The sequence below is a fragment of the Loktanella sp. DSM 29012 genome, assembly GCF_900110705.1.
Taxonomy (GTDB): domain Bacteria; phylum Pseudomonadota; class Alphaproteobacteria; order Rhodobacterales; family Rhodobacteraceae; genus Loktanella; species Loktanella gaetbuli.
The window spans coordinates 74079-96943 of sequence record NZ_FOEJ01000005.1 but is presented as its reverse complement, the minus strand read 5'-3'; the positions used below and the strand labels follow the sequence as shown (position 1 = coordinate 96943).

Sequence of the window (22865 nt, the reverse complement as noted above, 5' to 3'; positions counted from 1 at the left end):
GGCCCCGACATGACCGGATTTTCCTACCAACTCTACAGTTCCCGCAATTTTGGTCCGTTGGCCGATACGCTGAAAATGCTGGCCGATCTGGGCTACGCCCACATCGAAGGCTATGGCCCCGTGTATGAGGACCTCGACGCGACGCGCAAGGCGATGGCCGACACCGGGTTGACCATGCCGTCGGGCCACTTTGCGTTCGATCTGGTCGAGAACAACCGCGAAGAGGTCACACGCATCGCCCGCGGTCTGGGCATCAACAAGATCGTCGTGCCGTTCCTGATGCCCGACGACCGCCCCACCGATGCGGCAGGCTGGACCGATTTCGGCAAGCGCTTGGCCGCAGCGGGCAAACCGTTGCAGGACGACGGGTTTGAATTCGGCTGGCACAACCACGATTTCGAATTCAAGGCGCTGCCCACGGGTGAACGCCCCATTGATCTGATCCTGGCCGACCCTGCTGTCGGTTTCGAATTCGATGTCGCCTGGGCCGCCGTTGCAGGCACCGATCCGGGCAGTGTCATCGATCAATATGGCGACCGACTGATCTCTGCCCACGTCAAGGATCGCGCGCCCGACGGCGACAACGCGGACGAGGACGGCTGGGCCGATGCCGGTCACGGAACGCTGGACTGGCCTGCGCATTTCGCCGGACTCAAGGCCGCTGGCTGCGATCTGTTCATCATGGAACACGACAAGCCATCCTCTGACCAACGGTTCGCCGAACGCGCGCTGACCTACATGAATTCATTGTAAGGACACATCCCATGACCATGAACATCGGTCTGATCGGCTGCGGCAACATCTCTGCCGCCTACCTGGGCCTTGCGCCGACCTTCAAGGACATCCGCTTTGTCGCGGTGTCAGACATGAACGAGGAGGTGGCCCTTGCGCGGGCCGCTGAATTCGGGGTCAAGGCGCGGACCGTGACCGACCTGCTGGCGTCAGACGACATCGACATCATCGTCAACCTGACGATCCCTGATGCGCATTACGACGTCACCAAACGCATTCTGGACGCGGGCAAACATGCCTATACCGAAAAACCGCTAGTGCTGACGCTGAAACAGGGCAAGTCGCTGACCGATCTGGCGGCGGCAAAGGGCCTGCGCATCGGGTCCGCACCCGATACATTCCTGGGCGGCGCGCACCAACAGGCGCGGCAGATCATCGATGACGGCGGCATCGGGCGCGTCACATCAGGCACCGCCCATTTTATGGGGCCGGGGATGGAGATGTGGCATCCTAACCCTGATTTCTTCTTCAAACCCGGCGGCGGTCCGGTGCTGGACATGGGGCCGTACTACATCACGAACCTTGTGCAGCTGATCGGCCCGGTGAAAAGGGTCGGTGCGCTAGCGACCGCAGCCCAGACTGAACGGACGATCACGTCGCAGCCACGTGCCGGGGAAACCATCCCGGTGCAGACGCCTACGACGATTCACGCGTTGCTGGAATTTGAAAACGGGGCCGCGATCACACTGAACGTCAGCTGGGACGTCAAGGCGCACCGCCACGCGAACATGGAACTGTATGGCAGCGATGGCACGCTGTTCGTGCCGGACCCCAACCACTTTGGTGGCGCGCTGGAACAATCCGATGCCGCCGGCACGATCACCGAAGTGCCGGTCTGGGATCATCCCTTTGGCCGCGTGAACTGGGAACTGGACGGCAAAAATCCCCGCGCCAATTACCGCACGGCGGGTCTGGCTGATATGGCAGCGGCGATTGAGGCGGATCGCCCGCATCGCTGCGCACTCGATCTGGCAGTGCATGTGACCGACGTGATGACCAGCATCCTGAAATCCGGTGAAACCGGCAAATTCATCGACATGACCACCACCTGTGAGCGTCCTGCGGCCCTGTCCCCCGATGATGCCCGCGCATTGCTGGCGGACGCGCCATGATCCGCAACCCGATCCTGCCCGGCTTTAACGCTGACCCTTCGATCTGCCGCGTCGGCGATGACTACTACATCGCGACCTCGACATTCGAATGGTATCCCGGCGTGCAGATCCACCACAGCCGCGATCTGGTGAACTGGACGCTGGTGTCGCGCCCGCTGAACCGCGCGGCCCTGCTGGACATGCGCGGCAATCCCGATAGTTGCGGCATCTGGGCCCCTTGTCTGTCCTACGCGGACAAGCGGTTCTGGCTGGTCTACACCGATGTCAAACGGCTGGAGGGCGACTGGAAGGACGCCCACAATTACATCACCACTTGTGGGACTATCGACGGCGACTGGTCCGACCCGTGGTATGTGAATTCCAGCGGGTTCGATCCATCGCTGTTCCACGATGACGACGGCCGCAAATGGTTCGTGAACATGCAGTGGAACCACCGGCAGGCGGGGTCCGGCGTGAACCCGGCAAACGACCGTTTCGATGGTATCCTGCTGCAGGAATGGTCGCCTGCACGCGGGCTGTTCGGCCCCGTGACGAATATCTACCACGGCACTGACCGCGGCCTGACAGAGGCCCCGCATCTGTTCAAACGCAACGGCTGGTATTACCTGACCACGGCAGAGGGCGGCACGGGATATGACCATGCTGTCACCCTGTCCCGGTCCCGCCAGATCGACGGCCCGTATGAGGATCACCCGGACAAACACGTGATCTCGACCAAGGGCGTGCCGGATCATCCGATCCAGCGGGCAGGCCACGGCCAGTATGTCGAGGCACCCGACGGCACGGGGTGGCACACCTATCTGATGGGCCGCCCCGTCATGCACGATGGCAAGCCGTTCTGCGCCACGGGCCGCGAAACGGGCATTGCCCGCTGCGTCTGGCGCGACGACTGGCTGTATCTGGAACACGGTGGTCTGCTGCCGCCGGAAACCGTCGACATTGACGTCACGCAAAAACCTCGGGACGCGGTCATCCACGACCGCTTCGATAACCTGCCCTCCGAATTCCAATGGCTGCGCACGCCAGAACCGGACCGCCTGTTCCGCGTCGACGACGGTGCACTGGTCCTGACGGGCCGCGAAAGTATCGGAAGCTGGTTTGAACAATCCCTCGTCGCGCGCAGGCAAGAGGACCCGGCCTACACCGTCGAAACCACACTTGATTTCGCGCCGCAGTCCTATCAGCAGGGCGCGGGCCTGATCACCTACTACAACCGGCACAAATTCCACGGTGCGTTCATCACCTATGAGGACGGCCAGCGGTGTCTGACCCTGATTTCTTGCAACGGCGACTGGCCTACGGGCGCGCTAGACCATCCGATCACCCCCATCCCGATCCCAGACGGCCCGGTTACGCTGTCGGTACAGGTCACAGGCGCGCATCAGCAGTTTTACTTTGATACCGGCAACGGTGCGCAGCCGCTGGGCCCACCGCGCGATGCCTCGCATATCTCGGATGAGGGCGCGCAAGGGGAACATGCGTCGTTCACCGGGGCCTTCGTCGGCATGATGGCCTATGACATCACCGGCATGGGGGCCGAGGCGCGGTACACCCGGTTCGCCTACACGCCCCAAGAATTTGACCGCACCAAGGGAGAAGACCGTTGAAAACGATCAAGGGACCGGCGCTGTTTCTGGCGCAATTCGCGGGTGACGAAGCCCCCTTCAACAGCTGGGACAGCATCACCAAGTGGGCCAAGGAGGTCGGCTATGACGGTGTGCAGGTCCCCAGTTGGGACACCCGCCTGATTGATCTGGACAAGGCCGCGACAAGCCAGACCTACTGCGACGAATGGAAAGGTCAGGCCGCCGACAACGGTATCACGGTCACGGAACTGTCCACCCACCTTCAGGGGCAATTGGTCGCCGTTCACCCCGCCTACGATCTGGCGTTTGACGGTTTTGCAGCACCGTCCGTTCATGGCGACCCCAAGGCACGGCAGGCCTGGGCGGTGGATCAGGTAAAAAAGGCTTTGGATGCCTCTGCCAAACTGGGTCTGACGGCGCAGGCGACCTTTTCCGGCGCGCTGGCCTGGCCCTATGTCTATCCGTGGCCACAGCGCCCGGCTGGGCTGGTCGAAGCGGCGTTCGATGAACTCGCCGCGCGATGGCGGCCCATTCTGGATCATGCCGACAGCTGCGGCGTCGATCTGTGCTATGAAATCCATCCGGGCGAGGATCTGCATGACGGCGTGACGTTCGAGATGTTTCTGGAACGGGTGAACAACCACACACGGGCCAAGATGCTTTACGATCCATCGCATTATGTTCTCCAGTGCCTCGATTATCTGGACAACATCGACATCTATCGCGACGTGATCGGCATGTTTCACGTCAAGGACGCAGAATTCAATCCGACCGGGCGGCAGGGTGTCTATGGCGGTTATCAGTCGTGGGTGGACCGCGCTGGTCGGTTCCGGTCACTGGGCGACGGTCAGGTCGATTTCGGGGCCGTGTTTTCCAAGATGGCGGCCAATGATTTCGACGGCTGGGCCGTGGTAGAATGGGAATGTGCGCTGAAACATCCAGAGGATGGTGCACGCGAAGGGGCGCAATTCGTGCGCGATCATATCATTCGGGTCACGCCGCATGCCTTTGACGATTTTGCCGTTGGCGGCACGGACGATGCGATGAACCGAAAGATGCTGGGCTTATAACACCGGTCCTGTCCTCGCCCCGACCAAGCCTGCGTTGTCACCGGTCGCAAGTCCGGATCGATCTGCGACCGGTGTTCCTGCGGCATCGCCCGACGCAAGACGCGACAGGCGCGCATCACCGGCGGTGGCAACCAAAGGCAGCCACCGCTACCAGCGGCAGAGGATCCTAGTCCCTCTGCTGACCGTCGCCATAGACAAAGTATTTGAAGCTGGTCAGCTGTTCTGCGCCAACGGGGCCGCGGGCGTGCATCTTGCCCGTTGCGATCCCGATTTCTGCACCCATGCCGAATTCACCGCCATCGGAAAACTGGGTCGAGGCATTGTGCATCACCACGGCGGAATCGACTGCCGCCATGAAACGTCGCGCTGTCGCCTTGTCCTCGGCCACGATGGCATCCGTATGCCCAGATGAATGTCCCTGTACAAAAGCGATCCCCACTGCCGCGTCATCGACAACCCTGACGGACATGATGTTGCTGAGGTATTCGGTGTGCCAGTCGTCATCACTTGCGGGGGTGATGTCAGGCAGGATGCGCCGTGCGGCATCATCGCCGCGCAGTTCACAGTCCTGCATCGCGGCGGCCAGCTTGGGCAAAAAGGTCTCCGCGATCGCTGCATCGACGACCACGCATTCCGTGGCACCGCAAATGCCGGTGCGGCGCATCTTGGCGTTCCGGACAAGGCCAATTGCCTTTTCGAGGTCGGCACTTGCATGGACATAGGTGTGGTTGTTGCCGTCCAGATGCAGCAGGGTCGGCACCCGCGCCTCGCGCTGGACCAGCGACACGAGGCCCCTGCCGCCACGCGGAATCGCAAGATCGACTGTGTCGATGCTGTGCAGCAGCGCCTTGACCGCGGCGCGGTCGCGTGTGTCGACCAGCTGCACGGCGTCCTGCGGCAGACCTGCCGCCGCTAGTCCGCGTGCCAGACAATCAACGATCACGCGCGAGGAATGCAGGCTTTCGGATCCGCCGCGCAGAATGACGGCATTACCTGACTTGATGCAAAGCGCACCGGCGTCGGACCCGACGTTGGGGCGCGATTCATAGATCATCGCGATGACGCCGATGGGTACGCTGACGCGGTCGATTTTCAGCCCATTCGGGCGGTCAAAGGTGGCCAGCGTCCGGCCAAGGGGATCGTCCTGCGCTGCAATTGCGTCCAGCGCGTCGGCCATTGCCGCGACGCGGTCGTCGGTCAGGGTCAGCCGGTCGACGAATGCCGCGTCCTTGTCGCTGCCCTTGATGCTGTCGAGGTCCTTGACATTCGCGGCCAGAATATCGTCCGTTGCGGCGCGCAGGGCTGCGGCTGCCTCGGTCAGGGCGCGGTTGCGGTCTTGTGTGCTGGCCATCGACAGGTCACGGGCAGCTGCCTTGGCCCGGCGGCCAAGGTCATCGATGACGGCGGTGATGTCGGTGGTTTTCGGATCGGGGTGCATGGTGTTCATCTTGCATCCTTTCTGCGGTCATCTGACCGCTTCAATTTACTTCAGTTCAACGGCGCGTGCGTAGGCTGATTGCAGGGTGTCCTGGAAAAGGGCGTCCAGTTGGCCTTCGCGCATGAGTGCGGACAGGCCGGCTTGCGTGGTGCCGTTCTTGCTAGTGACAGAATTGCGCAGTGCCTCGAGCGTCTGGTCCGACTGACGCGCGGCCTCGACCGTGCCCGAGAGTGTGTCAAAGACCAGCGTGCGCGCGGTATCGTGGTCAAAGCCAAGCTCTTCGGCGGCGGCGACATAGCTGCGCAACAATTCGAACACATAGCCCGGCCCGCTGCCGCTGACGGCGGTCAGCCGGTCGATCCTGTCTTCGCTGTCGACGGGAATACAGGTCCCGGTCTGGTCAATCAGCGCCACGATCTGGCGGGTCTGGTCGGCTGTGCACCGGGCGTTGGCATACAGCCCCGACACGCCCATCCCGACCAGTGCCGCCATATTCGGCATGACGCGCACGATGGCCGCGTCGCCCACGACGTTTTCCAGCGATGCGACGCTGGTGCCCGCCGCGATGGACACGAAAGTACCATCCTCCTTCAGCGCATGCGCGTAATCCGGCAGGACGTCAGCGATGGCCTGCGGCTTGATCGCGATCATGACGACATCAAAGGCTTGTGACGGCAGATCTGTCGCTTTTGACACATGGCGCACGCCGGACGGCAGGTCGTCTGCAGCCGGATCGGCGACCGTAAAGCTATGTTCACCGTGGCGCACCCATTGGCGCAGCATGGCGCCGCCCATCTTGCCGCAGCCGATCAAAAGTATGTTCATCTTCGTCTCCTTCAAGCTTGCCTCCAGGCCGAGGTCCGCTGGCGCTGCAATGCAGCATCGCGGCCCTTGCTGCGCCGGTAAATCGACGCTTGCCGCGCTTGTGGCGCTGGCCTGCCAACCTGCCGGCCCGCCCGGCAACCTGTTTGCGCTAGGGGGGCCAGTCTGTGTTACACGTCGGCGAATCATTGAGTTGGCAGTGCTACAGGGCTGCGTCACGCGACGCAAACCGATCGCTATTTTGCCAGTCAAAACAGGAAATTACCGGAGGCACCCATGCCGAAGAACAAGAAAATCGTCGTCAAGATCGGATCAAGCCTGCTGGCCAATGACGAAAATCTGACGCTGCGCTACGCGTTTATCAACGGCCTGCTCAGCGATCTGGCGCGGCTCAAGAAAGAGGGCCATGACGTCATTCTGACATCGTCGGGTTCGGTGGCGCTGGGCCTCAATATGGTTGGCAAACGGCCCGAGGATGCGGGTATTCTGGACAAGCAGGCGGCCGCTGCATGTGGCCAGCCGCTGCTGATGAACGCCTACCGGCAGATCGCGTCAGAACATAACATGGACGTCGCGCAGATGCTTGTTTCCGTCGGCGACATGGAAGAACGCCGCCGGTTCCTGAACATCAAGAACACGATGCTGCGCTTGTTCGAAAACGACATCCTGCCGATCATCAATGAAAACGATTCCGTGGCTACCCGCGACCTGCGCGTGGGCGACAACGACCGGTTGTCGGCCAAGGTGGCCCAGATGGTCGACGCCGATCTGCTGGTGATCCTGACCAGCGTGGACGGCCTGTATGACCGTAATCCGGCGGAACCCGGCGCGCAGTTCATCGCCGAAATCGACGATGTCAGCGAACATCTGGAGTCAACGACCGCGATCAGCGCGCTGGGCAGTGGTGGTATGCTGACCAAGATGCAGGCCGCGAACATGGCTCAGAACGCAGGGGTTGAGACGATCATCGCCGAGGGGATCATCGAACGCCCGATTTCCTCTGTTCTGGCGAACGAGAGGCGTTTCACCCGCTGCCGCGTCACCGGCAAGGCGGCATCGCCGCTGATGGTCTGGCTCAGCAACCGGTTGCAGGTGTCGGGAACGCTGGTGGTGCCGGATAATGTCGCGGCAGCCGTGGCTGCGGGCGATTGCGGGGTATCGCGCCATGACATCCTGTCCATTCAGGGTGATTTCACCAAGGGCGATGTGCTGCACGTCTATGACGAACGCGGGGCAGAGGTCGCGCGCGGGCTGACCAACTTTTCCTCGGAAGAGACGATGCTCATGGCCCGACACAGCGACATGGCCGTCGAGGATCTGATTGGCTACAAGACGCAAAGTGACGTGATCGGGATCGAGAACCTGTTGGTTCTTGCCGAAAATCACCTGCCGCTGGACGCACCGGCAGAAGACCCCAAGATTGTCGTTCCAGCCTAGGGCTGGTGCCGTTATGGGGGGCAGACCCGGCAGTCCGGGCTGCCCCCAATGATGTGGGCGCGGGCGTATTTTGAGACCGTTACCTACAGTTGCGTATCACCGGTGCCCGACCCAGCCGCGATCATCGGTAAAGGCGCGTGCGTCAGAAATGCGTGTCGCGCCATAGCCGTCCGGCAGGCTGTCCAGCGGTGCCATCGGTCGCAGCGATGCTGCGAACAGGATGTTGGCGCGGCCCGAGTCATAAACCTCGCCCTGCACGGCTTCGACCTGAGGGTAGAGTTCTTTGAGGATCGCGTAGACGCCGCGCGCGAGCGGGCCATCGGGCCGGTCCAGCAAATTGACGTAAACCGGGCCGTCGACGATTGTGCGCAGGCGGGCAAACGCCTCGCGCGTGACCAGATGCGCGGGGACCGAACCGGACGAAAACGCATCCATCACGACGGCATCGAAACGCTGATCCGTTTCGTTCAGATAGATGCGTCCGTCTGCATGAACGATGCCCAGCCGACCGTCGGCACCGCCTTGTGACGCGTCATATCCGGTCTGCGCGATCATTTCGGAGGCGCGTGGCATGTGCCGGCGCACGACATCGGTGACCAATGGATCAATCTCGACGGCCGTCGCATGCGATTGCGGTCGCGTGGCAAGCAGTTTGGTCGGCAGCGTATAGCCACCGCCACCGACAAACAGCACGGACGGATCGGGTCCCAGATCGCGGTCCATCCGATCCCAGATCCATTGGGCATAATCCAGCGCAAGGCCGACGGTGCCATCCGACCCTTGGGCCGACGCGCGTTGTTCTGCGGCTTGCATGGTGCCATCGGACACCAGCTGAACCTCGCCCCCGCGCTGGACGACGGTCAGGCAGGACAGGCCGGATTCGTACTGGCAGACCGAGGAACCAGCGAGACCGGCAAAGCCCACGAAACCCGCAGCAGCGAGTGTGACCCCGGTGTCACCGGCAGCGCCGCCGCGCACCCACGGCAGGCAGAGCAGGGCGATCACCCCGCAGGCTGCAAAGGTCGCCGTCGAGCCAATAAGGGGCAAGGTCACGAAACCGGCGAGGATGGCGCCGAAAATGGCCCCGACGGACCCCGCAGCCAGCACGAAACCCAATGACGATCCTTCGCGGCCCGGCCGCGCCTCCATCGCGAGCTTTGCAAGCAGCGGGGACGGCAGTGTCACCAGAACCGAGGCCGGAAAGAACACGATCAGCACGCTGAAAAACATGCCCCCCGTGCCGCGCGCGCCCCAGGAATAGACCATCGAGAGCAGCGTCGGCGATGCCGCCATCAGTACGGCGGTCGCGACCAGTGCGCCGCGCACATTGCGCAACGCCACGTCGCGCGGCCGTTCCGCCACGATCCCGCCAAGGGCGCTGCCCAACGAAAACCCGCCCAGAACCGTCGCGATCACGGTTGTCCAGGTTAGCAGGGATGTACCGAAATATGGGGCCAGAACGCGGCCTGCCGCGATCTCGTAGGTCAGTCCCAGCGCGGACAGGACCAGGATGAGGGCGATGGTGACTGAAAAGCGGATGGCGGTCTCCTTGGCGATCTTGGCGTGGGGACCGGCACGATCGCCCCGCATCAAGTGCTCAGATAGCAGGCTTTGCCCGGAATTCACGGGCTTGCGTATCTGCTGCCACGATTTCGTCCCGTATGTCGTCGGTCAGGCGTGGCATCGTCATGCGGGGGCATTTCCGGACCGGCGGACAGACCGCCCCGACATTTTGCCAACCGCTACCAGTCATCCTCTTTCAGGCCCAGTTTTTTCAGCCGTGAATACAGTGTCGTTGGCTTGATCCCCAGCAAGGCCGCCGCACCCTGTGCGCCCGACACCCGGCCGCCGGCCTCTTTCATGCAGGCGATGATGTTGGCCCGGCGCAGGTGTTCGACTTCTGCCTCGGTCAGCAGGGTGGATTTCGGCAAGGCGCCGGGGGCGATCTGACTCTGGATTTCGATTTGCAGCTTGTCCGCCTGCGACACGATGGCACCGCGTTCGATCACATTGGCCAGTTCACGGACATTTCCGGGCCAGTGATAGTGTTGGAGCTTGCGCATGGCGCCTTCGGTGACGACCGGCACCTTGCGGCCCAGTCTTTTGCAGACCAGCCGCAGCAGGTGCGCCGTCAGGATCGGTATGTCCTCTGGCCGATCCCGCAGCGGCGGGCACAGGATGGGAAAAACCCCAAGGTGCAGAAGCAGGTCCTGCCGCAGGCGGCCTGCCTGCACCTCGCGGTCCACGTCGCGGTTGGTCGATGCGATGACGCGCAGGTCCAGACTGCGGGTGCGATCATCGCCCAGACGGACAACCTGCCGGTTTTGCAAGGCATCCAGCAGATGCCCCTGCAGTTCGACGGGAATGTCGGCGATTTCCTCGATGAACAATGTGCCGCCATGGGCCAGTTCCAGTTTGCCGGGGCGATCCTTGAGCGCGCCTTCAAATGCCCCGCGCATCTGGCCGAACAATTCGCTTTCCACTTTTTCGGGGGTGATTGCCCCGGCCTTGAAATGGATCATGGGCCGCCGTTTGCGCGGGCTGGCCTTGTGAATGGCCGAGGCCACCAGCGATTTGCCCACGCCGCTTTCGCCACGGATGAACACTGTCGTGTCGGTCGGTGCCACAAGTTCGATTTGCGTGATGATCCGCCGAATAGCATCCGAACGCCCGATGATGTCGTGGTGTGCGCGTTCGATGCTGATCGCCTCTTGCAGGTAGGCGTTTTCCTCTTCCAGCTGGTCGCGCAGGGCCGCGACCTGTTCCATTGCTTCACGCAGTTTGCGTTCGTTTTCCCAGCGTTCCGTGATGTCGCGAAATATCACGACCGCCCCGACCAGCTGCGGGCCGTCATAGATCGGGGTCGAGACATATTCGACGCGGATCGGCTTGCCGTCCTTGCGCCAGAACACCTCGTCCTCGATCCGGTTGACCTCTTCGAACCGGAACGACTGGTAGATCGGACATTCATGAGAGGGATAGCGGTCACCGTTCAGGTGGTGATGGTGGATTTTCGCATGGATATCGTGTCCCAGCAGGTCATCGGTGGTCCACCCCAGCATTTCCTGCGCCGCGCGGTTCACGAATGTCGTCTTGCCATCGGCATTGACGCCATAGATGCCTTCGCCTGCGGCATTCAGGATCAACTGATTTTCACGTTCCAGATCCGCAAAGAAACTTTGGGCGCGCTGCCATTCCATCAGGCCGCCCTGGTAGAAATTTCCTGCGGCGACCTCGGCTGCGTGTCGGTCAAGCGCGCCCAGATCCAGTGCATGCAACAACAGCATGTCCCTGCCGTCGTGGCGCAGGGCCCGCCCGGTCACCTCGCACAGCAGTGGATCACCACCCGCGTTTTGCAAGGACACACGGCGCGTCCATGCCGTCTGGCGGTGCTGAACCTCGGCGATAAAGACGACAAATGTATCCAGACCGGACGCGATGAAACGCGCAAAATGCGTCCCCACCAGCGCGGGGTCACCTAGCAGCGCGACCGCTTCGGGGGTTGCCGCTAGGATACGGTCCTGCGCGAGGTCGATCACAAGCGTCGGGCCAAAGGCACCGGCCAGCAGGGAATCGTGTAGGCTGTCTGTGGTCTGCATCCGGTCATGCGAGGGACAAACGCGATCAAACGCAATACGAAATTTCGTAATTTACGAAATCTCGTAAGTATTCCCGCAGATGAATTTCGTTAACATATTGCGAGTAAACGTAAAAATCAGTGATCCTAAATTTTGTGCGTCGCTTCAACTGGTCTGTTTCCGCTGTCACCATGAGGGAAATCACCAGCAGGAGCGCATAATGTCTATCAAGTCTCTGGGAAATCCATTTTCGTCGAAAACCGATCTTCGCCATGCTGCGGAATGCGGGTGCCACACCTGCAAGGCCGCAGCACCAGAGGTCGCGGACAGCATCGACCTGTCCACCTCGGAGGGGATGCTGGAACGCGCGGTCGAAAGCGCGATCGTCCGGTCTGTTTTCGGGCAAAGCGACATCGGGCGCAGGTCGTTCATGGGGATGATGGGCGGCTCGACAATGGCGGCGGCACTGGCGTCTGTCTTTCCCCTGAACGAAGCAAAGGCTGCGATCCTCGACAACCTCGGGCCGCCTGAAAAAACCGATCTGAACATCGGTTTCGTGCCGATCACCTGCGCAACCCCGATCATCATGGCGCAGCCACTGGGATTTTATGAACGCTATGGCTTGAATGCGCAGGTCATCAAGACCGCAGGCTGGGCCGTGGCGCGGGACAAGTCACTGAACGGCGAATACGACGCATCGCACATGCTGACGCCGATGCCGCTGGCGATGACGCTGGGCGCGGGATCTGTTGCAGAACCCTACATCATGCCTGCGGTGGAAAACATCAACGGACAGGCGATCGTGTTGTCGAACGAACACCTGGACAAGCGTGATCCGACCCAGTGGAAAGGTTTCACCTTTGGCGTGCCGTTTGAATATTCCATGCACAATTTCCTGCTGCGCTACTACGTGGCGGAATTCGGTCTGGACCCGGATGTGGACATCCAGATCCGCGTCGTGCCGCCGCCCGAAATGGTCGCCAACCTGCGTGCGGGCAATCTGGACGGCTATCTGTCGCCCGATCCGTTCAATCAGCGGGCCGTCTACGAAGGCATCGGTTTCATCCACCTGCTGACCAAGGAGATCTGGGAAGGTCATCCCTGCTGCGCCTTTGCAGCACCGCTGTCCTTTGCAACGGAACTGCCCAACACCTACGGTGCCCTGCTCAAGTCGATCATCGATGCGACGCAATACGCGTCAAACCCCGAAAACCGCAAGGAAATCTCTGCCGCCATCGCGCCGACCAACTATCTCAATCAACCGGTCACGGTGATCGAGCAGGTGCTGACCGGAACCTACGCCGACGGCCTGGGCAATGTGCAGCGCGTGCCGGACCGCATCGATTTCGACCCGTTCCCCTGGCATTCGATGGGGGTCTGGATCCTGACCCAGATGAAACGCTGGGGCTATATCGAAGGCGATGTAGATTACCGCGGCGTTGCTGAGCAGGTGTACCTCGCTGCCGATTGCAAGAAGGTGATGGAAGACCTCGGGTACGACGCCCCTGACGTCACCTACAAATCGCACATGATCATGGGCAAGACCTTTGATCCGGCCACACCCGAGGCCTATGTCGACAGCTTCGCCATCAAGAAGGGCTAAGGGATGTATCAACTGTCCCTCAACCTACGCGCTGCCCTGCTGTCGGTCATCATGCTTGTCGTCGGCCTCCTGATCTGGGAGGCCGCCATCCCGGCCCAGCAGGCGGCGGGCGAACTGACCGAATACGAATTGCTGACCGGAGGCGGCGCGCCCAAGGCCGGTGTGCCGCCGCCCAGCCAGGTGATCGCCAAGGCCTGGGAACAACTGAGCGATCCGTTCTATGACGCAGGCCCCAACGACAAGGGGATCGGCATCCAGATCGGCTACTCGATCTACCGCGTTCTGACGGGATATTTCCTTGCCGCACTCATCGCCATTCCCTTTGGATTCCTGATCGGGATGAGCCAGGTCGCCTACAAGGCATTCAATCCGTTCATTCAGGTGTTGCGGCCGATTTCGCCACTGGCATGGATGCCGCTTGCGCTGTTCATCATCGGTGACAGCGAAGCATCGGCCATTTTTGTGATCTTTATCTGCTCGATCTGGCCCATGTTGATCAACACCGCCTTTGGCGTGGCGGCGGTGCGCGAAGACTGGATCAACGTGGCCCGCACGCATGAACTGGGTCCGATCAGGACGGCGTTCAGCGTCATCCTGCCTGCGGCCGCACCCACCATCGTCACCGGTATGCGGATCTCGATCGGTATCGCCTGGCTGGTCATCGTCGCAGCCGAGATGCTCGTGGGTGGCACCGGGATTGGCTACTACGTCTGGAACGAATGGAACAACCTCGACCTGACCTCGGTCGTGTTTTCCATCCTCATGATCGGTGTCGTGGGCATGTTGCTGGATGCCATGTTCGGCCTGCTGCAACGCCGTGTCACCTACGCCGAATAAAGGAAATCCCAATGAAGCCGTATCTGAGCATCGAACAGCTGACCCAACGATTTCCCGACGGATCGGGAGGGCAGCTGACTGTTTTCGAAAACGCCACCTTTGGTGTCGAAAAAGGCGAGTTCGTGGTGATCCTCGGCCATTCGGGCTGTGGCAAATCCACGATCATGAACATTCTGGCGGGACTGGCAGACCCGACCAGCGGCAGCGTCATCATGGACGGCCAAGAGGTCAAGGGACCCAGTCTGGACCGGGGTGTCGTCTTTCAGAACTATTCGCTGCTGCCGTGGTTGACGACGCTGAAAAACGTCACCTTTGGCGTCAGGGCGCGCCATCCGGAATGGACCAAGGCGCAGATCGACGAACACGCGACAAAGTTTCTGGCGATGGTCGGTCTGGAAGGCGATGTGATCCACCGCAAACCCAGTCAGCTGTCGGGCGGGATGCGTCAACGGGTGTCCATCGCACGGGCCTTTGCCAATCACCCCAAGCTGTTGTTGCTGGACGAACCTTTTGGCGCGCTGGATGCGCTGACACGCGGGACGATCCAGGACGAGCTGCTCAAGATCTGGGGCCAGATGGAGCAGACCGTTTTCATGATCACCCATGATATCGACGAGGCGATCCTGTTGGCCGACCGTATTCTGTTGATGACGAACGGACCCCATGCCCGCGTTGCGGAAAGCGTCGAAATCACGATCCCGCGCCCGCGCAGTCGGACCGAAATCGTCGAACATCCGAACTATTACGCGATCCGCAACCATCTGGTGCAGTTTCTGGGCAAACGGTCCAAGGAACTGGCGGGCCAGCCTGCCACACCCGGACAGCCCAACGCGCCCGAAACCGTCCGGATCGACACTACCCAGACCAACGACGATCCCGCCGACACGCGGCCCGCCCTCAAGGCGGTCAACAGCTAACACCACAGGAGCAAAAGCATGAAAGACCTCCAAATGACCGAGATGATGACCAAGGAAGACGTCACAGCCATGATCCTGTCGGCCAAGAAACAGGCCGGCATGACCTGGGAAGGGATCGCCGAAAAAATCGGCATGTCACCAGTCTGGACCCATTCGGCCGCGATGGGGATGAACGCCTTTCCGCCGGAAAAGGCCAAGCTGATGGTCAGCGTCATGGGCCTGCCGCAAGAGGCAGAAAGCGTTCTGGCCGAAAGCCCCACGAAAATCTGGGAACAGGCCGTGCCGACCGATCCCTGCATCTATCGTTTCTATGAAATCGTGGGCGTCTACGGCCCCACGCTCAAGGCGTTGATCCAGGAAAAATTCGGCGACGGGATCATGTCGGCAATCGATTTCGACATGACCGTGACGCGCGTCGAAAACCCGAAGGGGGACCGGGTCAAGGTCGAGATGTCGGGCAAATACCTCGGCTATAACGCCTGGTAATGCGACGATGACCCGCATGCCGGTGCCACCCTTTTCCCGGGCTGACGCGATCCAAAAGGTGCGCATGGCCGAGGACGCGTGGAATACCCGCGATCCGGAAAGAGTGGCACTGGCCTATACGCCGGATACGACATGGCGCAACCGGTCCGAATTTCTGCAGGGCCGTGACGCGGTGCGCGACTTTCTGGTGCGGAAATGGTCGGTCGAAACAGAATACCGGCTGATCAAGGAAATCTGGGCGCACGGCGACAACAGGATCGCCGTGCGTTTTTGCTACGAATATCACGATGCGGACGGGCAATGGTTCCGGGCGCATGGCAATGAAAACTGGGAGTTTGACTTGGGCGGCTACATGTCGGCCCGCCACGCATCCATCAATGAAGTGGCGATCACGCAGGCGGATCGGCTATTTCATTGGCCTCAGGGACCAAGACCGCCGGATCACGGCGGCCTGTCCGAACTGGGGCTATAGGCAGGTCACGATGGGCCGGGGCAGGGTGTCCCGGCACCCCCACCGCGACCAACGCGGCGGGGGCTGGGGCTGGCCCCGTCAGGCGGATTGCATGTTCAGGGTCTGACCGTCGTGGGTCGCGGTGGTTGCGGCCTGCGCGAGGACTGCCGCCACATCGGCGCGGCTGGCCTGCGCGCGCGGATCGACGTCATCGCCCAGGATCACGTCATCGCTGCGTCCGTCATCGGTCAGCGCGACCGGCCGCAGAATGGCGTATGTCAGCCCCGATGCCTTGAGATGTTCATCAGCGTCGTGCTTGGCCTTGAGGTAATGCGCCAGATCGCCTGACGGGTCGGATTGGTCCGCACCGATGGAACTGAGCATGACAAAGCGGTCGACATTCGCCGCCTTGGCGAGATCAATCAGGCGCATTGCGCCGTCGCGGTCGACCTTGTCGGTCATGTCCGGTCCCGTGGCACCACCCGATCCGGCTGCAAAGACGACGACATCCGCACCGTCGCACACACCGGGTTGCAGGTCGGTCAGGTCGCCGTGGCGCAACGATGCGCCCTGCGGCAGGGACGAAGTGTCGGAACTTTCGCGCACCAGCGCGGTCACGTTGTGGCCCTGATCCAACAGGTCTTGCGTCAGTATCAGGCCGGTTTTGCCGGTCGCGCCGGCGATGAGAATGTTCAATGGCATGGATGTGATCCTTAGGTCTGGGTTATGCGGGCGGGGCCATGGGCCCTGCCGCGTCGACGGCTGCGATGTAGCCTGGTTGTTGTTGCAATACGTCCCAATAGGCCGCGATCCGGGGATGGTTTTTCAGCAGGCCGACCCGGTCCAGCATGGCGATGATGTAGGAAAACTGGATATCGGCCAGCATCGCACGGTCACCGAACAGCAATGGCCCGTCACCCAATGCCTGCGCGAGATAGGCAAGATGACGGTCGATGGCGTCGCTGGCGTCCTGCGGCACGGGGTCGCCACGGAATGCAGGCATGATCCCGCCCGCTGCAACCTCTGCAAAAGAGGATTCCACATAGTCGAGCAGTGCCTCCTGGCGCCAATAGGCAGCGCTGCCGGGCGGCGGGCTGTGTGTGGTGTCGTCGAATTTGGCGGCGAGATAGCGCAGGATCGTCGCAGATTCCGCGATGACCTCGCCACCGTCCTCGATCACCGGTGACTTGCCCAGGGGGTGAACCCTGGACAGACTGTCTGGCGCATGAAAATCCGCCGTCCGGTCATAGTCGACCCGGTTGCACGGCTGGCCCAGATCGGCCAGCAACCATAATACGCGCAGCGCACGCGAATATTGCAGGGCGTGCAGCGTGATCATGGCAAGAAGATCGCCTTGACGTTGACGAACTCTTTCATCCCGAATCCGCCATGTTCGCGCCCGTAGCCGGAATCCTTGACCCCGCCAAAGGGCATGTTGGGATCAGCGGCACCGAAGGAATTGATCCGGACCATGCCCGTATCAAAATGGTCGCGTGCCAGTTTCAGCGCGCGGTCTTCGTCGCGGCTAAAGATACCGCCGCCCAGCCCGTAACGGCTGTCGTTGGCGATCCGCATCGCATCCGCGTCATCCTTGGCACGGATGATCGCGGCGACCGGGCCAAAGATTTCGTCGTCATAGGCGGGCATGCCGGGCGATACATCGGCCAGCACCGTCGCGGGATAATAGGCCCCCTTGCTGTCGGGCGGGTTGCCGCCGCAGAGGACCTTGGCCCCTTTGGCGACACTCTCGTCGACCTGGGTCTTGACCGTGTCGAACTGTTCCTGACTGGACAGCGGTCCCAGTTGGCTGTCGTCATCGGTCGGATCACCCATCGTGATCCCCTCCATCTGGGCGACATAGGCCTGCACGAATGCGTCATAGACCGCATCGGTCACGACAAACCGCTTGGCCGCGACACAGGTTTCGCCGTTGTTATACAGACGTCCCATGACAGAGTATTTGACCGCCGTCTCGATATCCGCATCCTCGAGCACGAGGTAGGCGTCGTTCGATCCCAGCTCCAGCACCGTTTTCTTCAGCGCCTTGGCCGCAACGGCACCGACGTGGCGACCTGCACCGTCACTGCCTGTCAGCGTGACACCGCGCACAAGCGAGTTCTCAATCAGCGTATCGCTGGTGTCGTGATCGATTACGATGACCTGAAACAGATCCTCGGGCAGGCCGGCGGCGATGCACAATTCGCGCAGGCGCAAACCTGACCCGGTGCAGATTTCGGCATGTTTCAGGACGCAGGCATTGCCTGTCATCAGGTTGGCCGCCAGCACGCGCACGGGCTGGTACAGCGGGAAGTTCCAGGGCTGGATCGAATAGATCACGCCGACGGGCTGATAGGTAACGACGCCGCGCGCGCCGTTGGTGCCGTGGGTGCGTTCCTCGTCGGCCAACAGATCCGGGCCATGTTCGGCTGTGTAGTCAAAGATCGCGGCGCAGATTTCTACTTCGCGGTGCCCGTCCTTGAGCAGTTTGCCGGTTTCGCGGGTCATCAGGGCGGCCAGCTCGTCCGCGTTGTCGCGCAGTTCCTGCGCGATGGCGGTCAGATAGGGTGCGCGTTCTGCGTGGGAGAGGCTGCGCCAATCCAGAAACGCAGCATGGGCCGCCTCAATCTTGGCGGTGGCCTCTTGTTCGGACATCAGCGGGTAGGTCTTGATCGTCTCGCCGGTTGCGGGGTTGGTGGTGGTGATCGTGGACATGATGTCTCCTTGCGGTGTTCATGCGACCAACCGCCCGCAAGCCGGATCAGTTCCGTACGCCGCCGCGTCAGCAATCCAGCTTTAACGCCCGGTCCAGCGACAGGGCCCCCGGTCCGCGCGCGATCAGGACCACAAAGCAGACGGCCCACAGGCCATGCGTGACCCATGCACCGGGATAGACGAAAACCTGAATGACCACCGTCATGATCAGCAGCGCCGCTGCCGACAGGCGCGTCGCCAATCCCAGTGCCAGCAGCACGGCAAAGACGTGTTCGGCCACCGTGGCTAGAACGGCGGCCAGTGCAGCGGGGATCAGCGGCAAGGCGTATTCGTTCTCGAACAGCCACCATGTGCTGTCGGCAATGACAAAGCCATCGACCTTGGTCCGGGCCGAGGCCCAGAAAACCCATGCGGGGATCAACCGGGCTAGCAGCGCAGGCACGGCCCACGGCAGGCGTCCGACCAAGGCGTTGCCGGCCTGAATAGCCTTTCGCATGGGGCCGGTCGCGGGGGCGGTGGTGCTTGTGGCTGTCAGGTCTGTCATGGGATTCTCCCGTCAGGTTTGGGTCACTTGGATAATCAGCTCGTGTTGGATCAGAAGTTCGATCGCCACGCTTGCGATCTGTGGCGGGACGTCGGAGCAGGCTGTCCCCAGCCGTTCACCCGCCAAAAGCCGCGTGACGATGCGTGCGGTATCTGCCGTGATGCTGACCACAGGGATGTTTTCCCCCAGCCGGAAAATCAGGGCCGCCTGCGGTTCGGGCGTGACGGGCCGGGGGCGCGCACCGGGCTGGTTCATCGCCCAGATCGCCACGACCGGGTGGTCCGACGTGATGACACGCACCGAAGGGTGCAGCGTCAGGCCGCGTTCCTCTGGTCCCGCGGCAAAGGCGTCGCTAACAGATTGCGCGGTCATCGGCAGGGCGTCGGCTGCGTGATAGGCCTGTCCGCGCAGCACCTCGATCCGGGCAATGTCGGGCAGGTAGGGCAGTGTCGCCGCTGGCGGAAAACCGGACAGAAATTCGGGAAACGCCGCGCCATAGTCATGCAGGATGGCAGACCGGGGCGGGTTGTCGGCGACAAAGACACCGGCGGTCGCCTTGAAAAACGCATCCCCCACGAGGCGGAGCACGGTCGGAAACCGCTGGCACAGCGCGTCCGTCAGCGAATGCGCGACCGTGTTGCGATAGACCGAAAACCGGCGCGCGACATCGCCCACAGCGGTCACGCCCGGCGGCACCGCCCCCGTTTTCAACCCGTTGCGAAATGCCGCCTGCGTGTCACGATGCGCGTGCATGGCGAGCGCCCTCCAGAATTGCGTCCGCCCGGTCCGCCTCGTCCAGCAGCACCGACAGGGCAGGCACATCCGTGTCCCATTCGATCAGCGTGGCCCGTGGCCCGATCCGCATGATTGTCTCGGCATAGAGGGTCCAGACAGGGTCCGCGACGGGTGATCCATGCGCGTCGATCAGCAAGGGGCCAGAGGGCAGGTCCTCGGCGTCGTGTCCGCCCAAGTGGATTTCGCCCACCGCATGCAGTGGGAAGTCGGCCAGATAGGCACGCGGATCGGTGCGGTGATTGGTGCAACTGACAAAGACATTGTTGATGTCCAGCAACAACCCGCATCCGGTGCGGGCCGTGATCTGCGTCAGGAAATCGGTCTCGGCCAGGGTCGAGGTCTCGAAGGTCACATAGGTCGACGGATTTTCCAGCAGCATTCGGCGGCCCAGCGTGTCCTGAACCTGATCGATGTGGTCGCAAACGACAGTCAGCGTTGTTGCGTCATAGGGCAGGGGCAAGAGGTCATTCAAAAACGCGCCACCATGACTGGACCATGCCAGATGTTCGGAAAAACTGTCGGGCGCGTAGCGGTTGCACAGCTGTTTCAGGCGGTTCAGGTGTTCGCGGTCCAGCGGCTCTGCCCCGCCGATGGAAAGGCCGACACCGTGCACGGACAGCGCGTATTCTTCACGCAGCGCGGTCAGCTGCGCGTGGGGCGGGCCGCCATCACCCATGTAGTTTTCGGCATGCACCTCGATGAAACCCAACCGGTTCGGCGTCTGGCGCAGGGCGTCGAAATGGGTGCGTTTGAAACCGATGCCTGTTGTTTCTGGCAGTTGTGTCACGACGAAATCCTTCGGGGTTGGGTGCAGGTGGCAGGGCAGCGTGCGGCAGGGACCGCCGCGCGCTGCCCCATAGGGTCATGCGGGCAGGTCGCGCTCCAATGCCTCGAGCGAACCCATACGCTTTTCGCCGTCAGCGGCAGCGTCGATGACCATGTCCTCGCAGGTGCCGGCAGGCACCAGCGCCCAGGCATTGCCCTGGTAGTCGATGGTCGAGGTGCCGGCGCAGGTCGTGCCGGGACCAGCGGCGCAGCCGTTTTCACCGGCCAGCGAAATGCCAAAGCATTTTTCCATATCCTGTGCGGATGCGCCGGTCACGGAAACGCAAGCGCCGATGAGGGCAAGGGCGAGGGTCGTTGTCTTGGTCGTCATCTGGTGTTCTCCCATCAATCTGTCGGCACCGTTGTGGCGTCCGATGCAGGGCAATTCGCGGCCGGGCCCGGATGCGTTACAGCCCTCGCGTCGTCGTGACCGGATGAAACACTTGGCGACGGCGCGGCCAGTGATCGAACACTGCGGACTTTTTCGCGGACATGGGTGTAACGTCTGCCCCATGACCGACGAACTGGATGATATGGGACGCACAAGAGAAGACCGCTGGGCCAGCTTGTTGCGCGACGCCAATGCAGGCGGTCGTGCGTCCTATGTCCAGTTTCTGAACGACATCGCCCCGGTTCTGCGGGGCATCATCGCCGCACGCTGCGGCCGCCCAAAAGAGGATTGCGAGGACATTTTGCAAAACGTGCTGATCGCCATTCACGAAAAACGTCACACCTGGCGCGACGGCGAACCGGTCGGCCCCTGGGCCTATGCAATCGCACGCTACAAGACGGTGGACGCGATGCGGCTGTCGATGCGTCGTCCGACCGTATCCTATGACGGCACCGAGCTTGATATCGTCGATGAGGCCAGCCATGACCCCACGGCTGCGGCTGATCTGGATCGTCTGCTGGGTAAGCTTGACGCTACGTCGGCCTTGATCGTGCGGCAGATCAGGCTGGAGGGTCGCACCGCCGAAGAGGTGGGCCGCACGTTGGGCATGACGCCCGGCGCGGTACGGGTTGCATTGCACCGGGCCATGGCGAAACTGTCAGCCCTCGCGGTTGCCGACCAGACGGAACAATCCGGAAAGGCGCGTGAATGAATACCGATGACCTGATCAAATCGCTGGGGTCAGAACTGACACCGTTGCCGCGCGGTTATCTGACAAGGCAGATCGCGACGGGCCTTCTGGCGGGGCTGGTAGGCACATCTGCACTGTTTGTCGCGTTCTGGGGCGTGCGGTCGGACCTGATTGGGATCGTCAGCGACCTTGCGCTATTTGCGAAAACGGTCCTGCCGTTGGTGCTGGCCTGTCTGGCGTTGTTCTGGCTGCATGCCACGGCGCGCCCGGCGGGGCGCAGCGGTGCTACGCGGCTGATCTGGGGTATTCCTCTGGCGCTTATCCTGCTGGTGGCCATGACGCTGGTCACGACACCGGGCGATGCCTGGCCCATGGCGCTGCGTGGCAAATCCATCGTGACCTGCCTGATATCGATCCCGGTCTTGTCTGTGCCCATCCTCATCGGCCTGTTGGCAGCGCTGCGGCGCGGTGCGCCGGAACACCCTGCACTGTGCGGTGCCGTTGCGGGGCTGGGTGCGGGTGCCGCGGCGGCGACGGTCTATTCGGTCTATTGCATCGAGAATTCACCACTGTTCTACGCCAGTTGGTACAGTCTTGCGGTCTTGGCCGTGGCAGGCTGCGGCGGCATTCTGGGGTATTTTTTCCTGCGGTGGTGACCTGAGACAATCCACAAAAGAACGCCTGTTCCGAATGTGGCGCGTCGTTGGAACAAGGTTTCTGCTGCTGTCACAGGCCCAAACGCACGGACCGTGCAACCGCGATCGCGTCTGTGTTCTGT

General features: G+C 61.9%; 23 protein-coding genes. 12 read left to right on the top strand and 11 right to left on the bottom strand.

The features are described from left to right. Positions 1 to 9: 9 nt before the first annotated feature. Genes BMX27_RS12195 through BMX27_RS12180 form a run of 4 tightly spaced genes read left to right on the top strand, consistent with a single transcriptional unit; the run spans position 10 to position 4560 of the window. Positions 10 to 753 carry a sugar phosphate isomerase/epimerase family protein gene (locus tag BMX27_RS12195; protein WP_090160105.1) on the top strand — a complete coding sequence of 248 codons (744 nt, stop codon included), beginning with the start codon at positions 10 to 12 and terminating at the stop codon, positions 751 to 753. A gap of 11 nt (positions 754 to 764) precedes the next feature. After that, a complete protein-coding gene (locus BMX27_RS12190; RefSeq protein WP_090160104.1) occupies positions 765 to 1904 on the top strand; it encodes a Gfo/Idh/MocA family protein in 1140 nt (379 codons plus the stop codon). Then, positions 1901 to 3511 (top strand): glycoside hydrolase family 43 protein, encoded by a 1611-nt coding sequence (locus tag BMX27_RS12185; protein ID WP_090160103.1) that lies wholly within the window; start codon positions 1901 to 1903, stop codon positions 3509 to 3511. Before BMX27_RS12190 ends, BMX27_RS12185 begins: the two co-directional genes overlap by 4 nt. After that, on the top strand, positions 3508 to 4560 hold the full coding sequence (locus BMX27_RS12180) for a sugar phosphate isomerase/epimerase family protein (protein WP_090160102.1): 1053 nt from the start codon (positions 3508 to 3510) through the stop codon (positions 4558 to 4560). Before BMX27_RS12185 ends, BMX27_RS12180 begins: the two co-directional genes overlap by 4 nt. A 166-nt stretch (positions 4561 to 4726) precedes the next feature. Here BMX27_RS12180 and BMX27_RS12175 read toward each other — a convergent pair whose 3' ends face one another. Next, positions 4727 to 6007 carry a glutamate-5-semialdehyde dehydrogenase gene (locus BMX27_RS12175; protein WP_090160101.1) on the bottom strand — a complete coding sequence of 427 codons (1281 nt, stop codon included), beginning with the start codon at positions 6005 to 6007 and terminating at the stop codon, positions 4727 to 4729. Between the two features lie 36 nt (positions 6008 to 6043). Continuing rightward, the gene (gene proC / locus BMX27_RS12170; RefSeq protein WP_090160100.1) at positions 6044 to 6823 is read right to left on the bottom strand and encodes a pyrroline-5-carboxylate reductase; all 780 of its coding nucleotides are present in this window, start codon (positions 6821 to 6823) and stop codon (positions 6044 to 6046) included. Between the two features lie 273 nt (positions 6824 to 7096). On the opposite strand from proC, the gene proB reads away from it, so the two are divergent. Then, positions 7097 to 8257 (top strand): glutamate 5-kinase, encoded by a 1161-nt coding sequence (gene proB / locus BMX27_RS12165; RefSeq protein WP_090160099.1) that lies wholly within the window; start codon positions 7097 to 7099, stop codon positions 8255 to 8257. Positions 8258 to 8353: 96 nt separating this feature from the next. Here proB and BMX27_RS12160 read toward each other — a convergent pair whose 3' ends face one another. After that, positions 8354 to 9847 (bottom strand): fused MFS/spermidine synthase, encoded by a 1494-nt coding sequence (locus BMX27_RS12160; protein WP_143056819.1) that lies wholly within the window; start codon positions 9845 to 9847, stop codon positions 8354 to 8356. Between the two features lie 152 nt (positions 9848 to 9999). Continuing rightward, the gene (locus BMX27_RS12155; protein ID WP_090160098.1) at positions 10000 to 11856 is read right to left on the bottom strand and encodes a sigma-54 interaction domain-containing protein; all 1857 of its coding nucleotides are present in this window, start codon (positions 11854 to 11856) and stop codon (positions 10000 to 10002) included. A 199-nt stretch (positions 11857 to 12055) separates the two neighbouring features. Here BMX27_RS12155 and BMX27_RS12150 point away from each other — a divergent pair, with 199 nt between their 5' ends. The 5 genes from BMX27_RS12150 to BMX27_RS12130 are packed head-to-tail and all read left to right on the top strand — an operon-like array spanning position 12056 to position 16150. After that, on the top strand, positions 12056 to 13438 hold the full coding sequence (locus tag BMX27_RS12150; RefSeq protein WP_090160097.1) for a CmpA/NrtA family ABC transporter substrate-binding protein: 1383 nt from the start codon (positions 12056 to 12058) through the stop codon (positions 13436 to 13438). A gap of 3 nt (positions 13439 to 13441) precedes the next feature. Further along, on the top strand, positions 13442 to 14275 hold the full coding sequence (gene ntrB, locus BMX27_RS12145) for a nitrate ABC transporter permease (RefSeq protein WP_090160096.1): 834 nt from the start codon (positions 13442 to 13444) through the stop codon (positions 14273 to 14275). An 11-nt stretch (positions 14276 to 14286) separates the two neighbouring features. Further along, positions 14287 to 15192, top strand: coding sequence for an ABC transporter ATP-binding protein (locus BMX27_RS12140; RefSeq protein ID WP_090160095.1), 906 nt, complete (start codon positions 14287 to 14289; stop codon positions 15190 to 15192). An 18-nt stretch (positions 15193 to 15210) separates the two neighbouring features. Then, positions 15211 to 15678, top strand: coding sequence for a cyanase (cynS, locus tag BMX27_RS12135; RefSeq protein ID WP_253279580.1), 468 nt, complete (start codon positions 15211 to 15213; stop codon positions 15676 to 15678). A gap of 7 nt (positions 15679 to 15685) precedes the next feature. Beyond that, a complete protein-coding gene (locus tag BMX27_RS12130) occupies positions 15686 to 16150 on the top strand; it encodes a nuclear transport factor 2 family protein (protein ID WP_090160094.1) in 465 nt (154 codons plus the stop codon). 78 nt (positions 16151 to 16228) lie between these two features. On the opposite strand, the gene BMX27_RS12125 is transcribed toward BMX27_RS12130, so the two are convergent. The 7 genes from BMX27_RS12125 to BMX27_RS12095 all read right to left on the bottom strand — a co-directional run bounded on the left by BMX27_RS12125 (position 16229) and on the right by BMX27_RS12095 (position 21336). After that, positions 16229 to 16831: an SDR family oxidoreductase gene (locus BMX27_RS12125; protein ID WP_218144659.1), complete on the bottom strand. Its 603-nt coding sequence runs from the start codon at positions 16829 to 16831 to the stop codon at positions 16229 to 16231. A 22-nt stretch (positions 16832 to 16853) separates the two neighbouring features. Continuing rightward, the gene (locus BMX27_RS12120; protein ID WP_090160093.1) at positions 16854 to 17468 is read right to left on the bottom strand and encodes a glutathione S-transferase family protein; all 615 of its coding nucleotides are present in this window, start codon (positions 17466 to 17468) and stop codon (positions 16854 to 16856) included. After that, positions 17465 to 18841, bottom strand: a complete 1377-nt coding sequence (locus tag BMX27_RS12115; protein WP_090160092.1) for an NAD-dependent succinate-semialdehyde dehydrogenase — start codon at positions 18839 to 18841, stop codon at positions 17465 to 17467. The genes BMX27_RS12120 and BMX27_RS12115 overlap by 4 nt, the downstream gene beginning before the upstream one ends. A 67-nt stretch (positions 18842 to 18908) precedes the next feature. Next, positions 18909 to 19385, bottom strand: coding sequence for a DoxX family protein (locus BMX27_RS12110; protein WP_090160091.1), 477 nt, complete (start codon positions 19383 to 19385; stop codon positions 18909 to 18911). Between the two features lie 12 nt (positions 19386 to 19397). Then, entirely contained in the window at positions 19398 to 20138 is a 741-nt protein-coding gene (locus tag BMX27_RS12105; RefSeq protein WP_177172715.1) for an HvfC/BufC N-terminal domain-containing protein, read from the bottom strand. Next, complete coding sequence (locus BMX27_RS12100) at positions 20122 to 20967, bottom strand: MNIO family bufferin maturase (protein WP_090160089.1); 846 nt, start codon at positions 20965 to 20967, stop codon at positions 20122 to 20124. The genes BMX27_RS12105 and BMX27_RS12100 overlap by 17 nt, the downstream gene beginning before the upstream one ends. A 75-nt stretch (positions 20968 to 21042) precedes the next feature. Further along, on the bottom strand, positions 21043 to 21336 hold the full coding sequence (locus BMX27_RS12095; protein ID WP_056033902.1) for a BufA1 family periplasmic bufferin-type metallophore: 294 nt from the start codon (positions 21334 to 21336) through the stop codon (positions 21043 to 21045). A gap of 181 nt (positions 21337 to 21517) precedes the next feature. Here BMX27_RS12095 and BMX27_RS12090 point away from each other — a divergent pair, with 181 nt between their 5' ends. After that, on the top strand, positions 21518 to 22108 hold the full coding sequence (locus BMX27_RS12090) for a sigma-70 family RNA polymerase sigma factor (protein WP_256212491.1): 591 nt from the start codon (positions 21518 to 21520) through the stop codon (positions 22106 to 22108). After that, positions 22105 to 22743, top strand: a complete 639-nt coding sequence (locus tag BMX27_RS12085; protein WP_090160088.1) for an NrsF family protein — start codon at positions 22105 to 22107, stop codon at positions 22741 to 22743. The genes BMX27_RS12090 and BMX27_RS12085 overlap by 4 nt, the downstream gene beginning before the upstream one ends. The last annotated feature ends 122 nt before the right edge of the window (positions 22744 to 22865 follow it).